We start from the raw sequence: 5,768 nt of genomic DNA, 5'->3' as shown, positions 1-5,768 counted from the left end.
GAATAAATGTATTATACTCTGGTTCATTATGTGACTTGCTGGGCTCATGGTTTAATAATGCCAGTGAAAAAACATCCTCACAGTTTTTGGGAAGTGTATCATTAGAAGATAGACAATTAAAAGCTGCTGAAATTAGATACTTTCTTAGTTGCTTAGCTATATGTAATTGTTTTCGAAATAAGGATGTGGAAAAATTAGGTTGCACAGCTTTAGCTAATTCTCTCAAGCGTGATGTATTACTTTGAGTATCGTTATATTTATTACAGAAATCATTAGTTTCTTTTTCAGGCTCTGTTATTGCACGAAGCCAACATAGTTCGGCATGAGTACTGCCATTTAAGTGCAAATGAGTCTCATGTAATCCCTCCCTGTTAAAATACTCTTCAATTAAGGGATCAAATGGCAATAGTAAAGAATTTAACCTGCTGTTAGGTAATATATCAGTGAACTGATCGGGGAGTGCTAGTTGATCTAGGTAATAATCATTTTGAGGCCAAAGGTAAGCAGCTGCTTGAACGGGTATACCACTGACTCGACTTAATATACTTTGCTGCCAGATACCGAACATTTGGAGTTTAACTCGCAAAATACCATGACGAGAAGTTATAAACTCTTTAACGATGAAACGTAGAGCAGACTGTAGTGGAGAGCTATCCGTTGGCCTACGGTATAATTTCCAGGCTTCTAGAGCTCTACTAAAAACATGGTCGGGTTCTCTTGCTGCCCAGGGTTGATGGGTAAGATATAACTCTTCCCGGATTCTTTCTTCATTTAGAGGGGCATAAAATGAATTATTTTCTATAAGCGCAAGTATTCGATGACTTGAAAGCAAGTCACACCCTAACTTTGCAGAAGTTGATAATGATCTAACGGTCATTCGTCATCTCCAGTTTTGACACTAGCTTTAGCTCTGCCTCGGGATTTTGGTTCCGATTCTGTTTTTCGCCATCGGCCAGCGATAAATGCTTTGACAGATAGCTCAGCACTTGGGATGTTAGTTATTTTATCCCCCAAAGATAAGGCATCTTTAATTATGTCTCTTGATTCTTTTTTCAGAAGGCCGAGAACAATCGGACAGCTTGATATTAGAGTTGTAAGAGGGAGGCTATCTTTATTATTTTTCAAAAAATCTTTTTTCTTCTTGAATATATCGAGGGCAGAGGTTAGTGGGTTTGTACGATCAGGTGAAATATCATAATCTATTAAATTATGGTCAGCTTCTTCCACGAGAAAAGCATTTATCAAACACGCCGCATTAATTTCCATAATATCATCAACATTTTTTCCTCCGCCCAACAAACCGGGACGAATTCGATCTGAGGACTTCTCAAGACTAAAATAAATTCTTATCCAAATTTTCCCAAGTAAAACAGAAGATGGTGCAAATGATTTAAATGAGTTTTTATTTAATTCTTGCCACGCGAGTATCGCATCAATTAAAATCTTCTCAGAATTTGAACTGCTACTATCTTTAACCGTACCTTCACTATCTGTTTGTGGATTTTCCTCAGAAGACATTGTATCGATGCTTCCACCCCAATCTGGGCTACTGATGCTAAGCTGCGGGTAGGTACTTTTTAGGCGACGTAATACTTCTTCCTGAGAACGTGCACCAAAAAGACGTTCAACTAAACCAAGTGTATTGTATATAGATGAGTAGCAGCGACTGCTCTGACTGGATACATCTAAAAGGCTATATGCGAGAGTAGGATAACCATTATTATCGCTACCGTAATTGACATTTAATATACTATCTATCGTACCAAAGCCTTCACCTCTCCCCCTCGCTTCATCAGGTTCTCTCTTATTTAGCCCAATGATACCAAAATCAACAACAGGAGCTTTCGCTTGTGAAGGATGTCTTGCTGCAAGTACTGCAGTTGCACGTCTAGCCCAGTTAAGTGCATCTTCGTTTCTACCTATAGCCATGTACTGCCTAAACTGCCTGTAAAGTAAGTCATGGTTAATGTTGTCAGACATACGACGTTTTTCTTTTCCCCATAATGTAACATTTCCTGGTCCTGACAACATATACTTTAGAGATGCTGATGCAGACTCTGCACATTGCCCAGCAACTTCTGCGGCTAGGGCCAAATAACAATTGTTAAGGTCATCACTACTTGCCTGAGGTCTTAAATAGGCTGCAGTATCAACATCTCCGTCCTGACAGCATAAATCGAAAACAGCTTTAGACAGAGTAGGAAGATAATTAGCTGTTAGTTCGTCAACCACTACACCGTGTTTATATAAGCTTCCCTGAGCCATTGCTCTTAACGATTCCCTTAATGCATCAGATAGTTCACGACTCCATTCTTTATTTATATCATCGTCAGATTTTGACAGATGAGGCGCACACCCTTGTAGTACTTGTAATATTGAGCGTAACGGTTGCTTTAATAAATGCGTTCTGAACAATTCGATATCTGATTGAGATGCTATACGTAATCCACGACTAATAATTTCATCTAAGACTTTGATAGGTTCACGCTTTACATTATTCCATTGACATGAAATCACTTTATAGTTTGATGGGGTGTGTTCATCATATTCCTTTCCAAAAAGTCTATTAAGTGTTTTTAAATGTTGACGACGTGATAATGGAAATAATTTTAAAACATACTGATCTTCTAAATGATCAAGCATTCTTAAGCGTTGCTCTTCTCGCCCATAATTATTTTTGTTTTCAACTGAAGGTAGTCGTCGGGAAAAATTATCTCTAACCAATAGTGAATATAATTCCATATCGCCAGTAACCAAGATAAGAAGACGAGGACTATCCAGATAGTTTCGAATACATTCTAATAATGGAAATGCATGTTGGGCGTTAGTATCTGCATCATCAAAGGCCAACATTAATGTATCTATATTCAATAAATGACAAGCAATATCGATGGCCTGATGAAAATACTTCCTTAACGACCGACTATCTTCTGCCCGTGTTAGACCTCTATCAAAAAATAACTCCGGATCAAGATGCGCTAACTGATCATGACCATTACGAAAGAGGCTTAGACCACCGGATAGCTTTTTAAAAGCTTGACGGAAATTATTTTTGAGAGATTCATTATCTAACGATACATGACTATTATCGACTATTGCCTTAAGTGCCCTCAACACATTCAATAATAAATTTTCACATGCTTCCAGACGAGTTGGATCAATATAATCAAGCTTTGAAATTTTAACGCTATTACTACTCTCATCCATTCTAGAAAGTTCGCAAGGCAGACTTTCATAAACCGTACGTAAAAATGTTGTTTTACCTGCTCCGCGCGAGCCATCTATAAAATAAACTAACCCACTGCTGGGAGGATATTCAATATTACTGATTGAAGTTACTGTTTTATTGCCAAGGGGGATTTTATTTTTAGTTTGAAGTATAGCGCTTTTGATATCCAGTTTAAGATTATTATATATATCCTGGTGTATTAACTCATCCGGCCCCATTGCTATATAGCCATTACATTCATCAACATTTATTACTATCGCGGTATCTTGAGTGCTCATTTAACCCCCATACGTGATTATTAAATTATTTCAACATCTTATTATATAACATTAATTTTTTCATTCTCAAATTCAAATCATAAAAAAGATAAATTGGATAAAAAGCGTCCTTCGCGCAATCCCCTCCGATGGCACGGAGCAGCTATAAAAAAATACTTCAGCAGCAATGCTGTCGAACACAACTTTTCATGACTGACAATTTTGTTTCGTTACAAACGACCAAATTTCTGTCATATAGAGGGATAAGCAACCTAATGGCTGTTTATCATAGCCACTCAATCTCATCGACAGTAGAACAATGGTTACAAACCGCCGCAGCAATAAGAGCATCAAGGTTTTCGGTATAAGCGAGCAGAGCCAAACTTTTTTACCCAAGTGCACGTACAGCGCTTGCATATGATTCCGCTATCCGTTGCATCTAAAAGAAGCTTGCAGTCCTTATCCAACAAAGGCTTGGCCTCGAATAGCTTGTCATAGAGAAATAAAAATCCCTCGCGCATCGCTGCCATCTAGGATCACTAGCAAACGTTCAAGCTCAAGGCCTTTCACACCCTGTAGGGTTCCGAACAGCCTACGGTCACTGACATATTCTGTGAATGTAATCATCTGGTTGTACGGAATTTCTAAAAATTCTCGCAAAGACTCAAGACTCGAAAATGATTGTCCTATTGACTCCTTTTCGCTATCTGGATCATCATCACCATTGACCTACTCATTCTCCTCCATCGAGGGGGCGAACAAAGAGGCGTAAGCCGATGGGACTTCGAATAGCTGGTGCTCAGCAGCGCATTTTAACACAGAGAGGAAGGTAGTACTGTAGCACCAGCATTGCCGAAGTTTTGCCACTATTATTAGCGCCAACAAGAATCGTCGTTTTTTATCGAAGTTTAAATGCATGCACTTCAGTTTTCGAAAATTCGTAATTTCAACGAATTTAATTCGCACATTGCCTCCCTAACGCCCCTGCCACAGGGGACTCAGTATCTGAGCCTCTTGCCTTCTCCCCAAGGCGTATAGTGAGCATACAAGGACCGTGGTAAGAAAATATTTGCCTCTATTTCTCCTGTTGTAAAGTCATGTCCTTATGAAACCTGGCGATATTGCAGAAGTATGGATTAACTGCTAGATGATCGCCAAGAGGATTCTCATTTGCATTTCTAACCATGCACATAGTGCAAAACTCTTTATCAGTACATTGTAGGCACTTGGGAAAATCATGCCTGCGCAGCTCTCTTAAATATCTAATTTTTTTTGAATTGTACCAAATATCGCTCAGAGAGTTTTCTTTTACATTACCCACAATATAATCCTGCCATCCAGCACAAGGATATACATCTCCATTATCTGATATACAAACTGATGAATTACAAACACTACAGACAAAATCATTTGGTGTGAGTATCTTTTTATTTTCAGACTCAAATTTTATTTTTCTGATATAATCTCCATCACTGGCTATTTTTTCCATAATAATATCTTTCACTTCACTTTCTGAAAGACGATAATTTAAATTCCCTGTTGAATGATCATATCTTGCTATTATGACATAATCATCACCAGCATGAATATTATAGCCTGCCGCCCACTCTATCACTTCATTATAGCAATTTTTATTTTGTTGCATTATTGGGCAGCTTATTTGCAAAGGGATATTATTTTCGATCAATCTCAAAATGGCACTCTTTGTTTTTTCGAAACTTCCCTTTTTTTTAGTTATCTCGTCATGGATATCTGGATTCATAGAATACAAAGAGACCTGAACCCCCAGGAGAGGATTTTTTTTCATTTCATTGAGAGTTTCATCATTAAGCAAAGTCAAATTACTTAGAATACTTACTGAAAAATCATATTCTCTACACTTTCTTAAAAAATCGCAAAAATCCTTGTGTAACATTGGTTCACCACCGCTAAGTGTCAAATGTAGCACTTTCATATCTTTGCATTTTTCTAAAATATCATAAAACAAACCAGAATCTATTCCACTTTTTTTATTTTCATGAGGAATGTAGCAATGAATACATCGTTCATTGCACTTACTGGTGATCTCAACATGTAAAGCTGTGAGCTGCGGCTTACCACTAAAATACTCCTCTAAAAAATCTTGAGTAGATTTCCCAGGATAGATAATGAGCGATGAAGAAAGTTTTTTTGTTTTTTCAAGATCTAAATTTTTATACGAAAACCGGATATCTTTCTCTTCACATTCCTGAATTGTGTTACCCGTTACAATAAATCCATCACGTTCAAGAAAGGAATAAAAC

The 5,768-nt window shown here is 37.7% G+C and carries 2 protein-coding genes and 1 pseudogene; all 3 read right to left on the bottom strand.

Features of this window, described 5'->3' with window-relative positions; all coding sequences use genetic code 11:
* A pseudogene (locus tag HEP82_RS19610) lies at positions 1-877 on the bottom strand (hypothetical protein); the annotation flags it as partial.
* A complete protein-coding gene (locus tag HEP82_RS19605; RefSeq protein ID WP_192459585.1) occupies positions 874-3,507 on the bottom strand; it encodes a hypothetical protein in 2,634 nt (877 codons plus the stop codon). The gene HEP82_RS19605 and the pseudogene HEP82_RS19610, both read right to left, overlap by 4 nt.
* A 1,054-nt stretch (positions 3,508-4,561) precedes the next feature.
* On the bottom strand, positions 4,562-5,768 hold a 1,207-nt coding region (locus tag HEP82_RS19600; RefSeq protein WP_192459584.1), incomplete at its 5' end, for a radical SAM/SPASM domain-containing protein.

This window comes from Musicola keenii (genome assembly GCF_014855505.1).
GTDB classification, from domain to species: Bacteria; Pseudomonadota; Gammaproteobacteria; order Enterobacterales; family Enterobacteriaceae; genus Musicola; species Musicola paradisiaca.
The sequence above is the reverse complement of the archived record's forward strand: the minus strand, read 5'-3'. Positions and strand labels throughout refer to the sequence as shown.

Excerpts from the sequence above, each read along its gene's own strand:
- HEP82_RS19605 (WP_192459585.1), bottom strand. The coding sequence starts at position 3,507 with ATGAGCACTCAAGATACCGCGATAGTAATAAATGTTGATGAATGTAAT.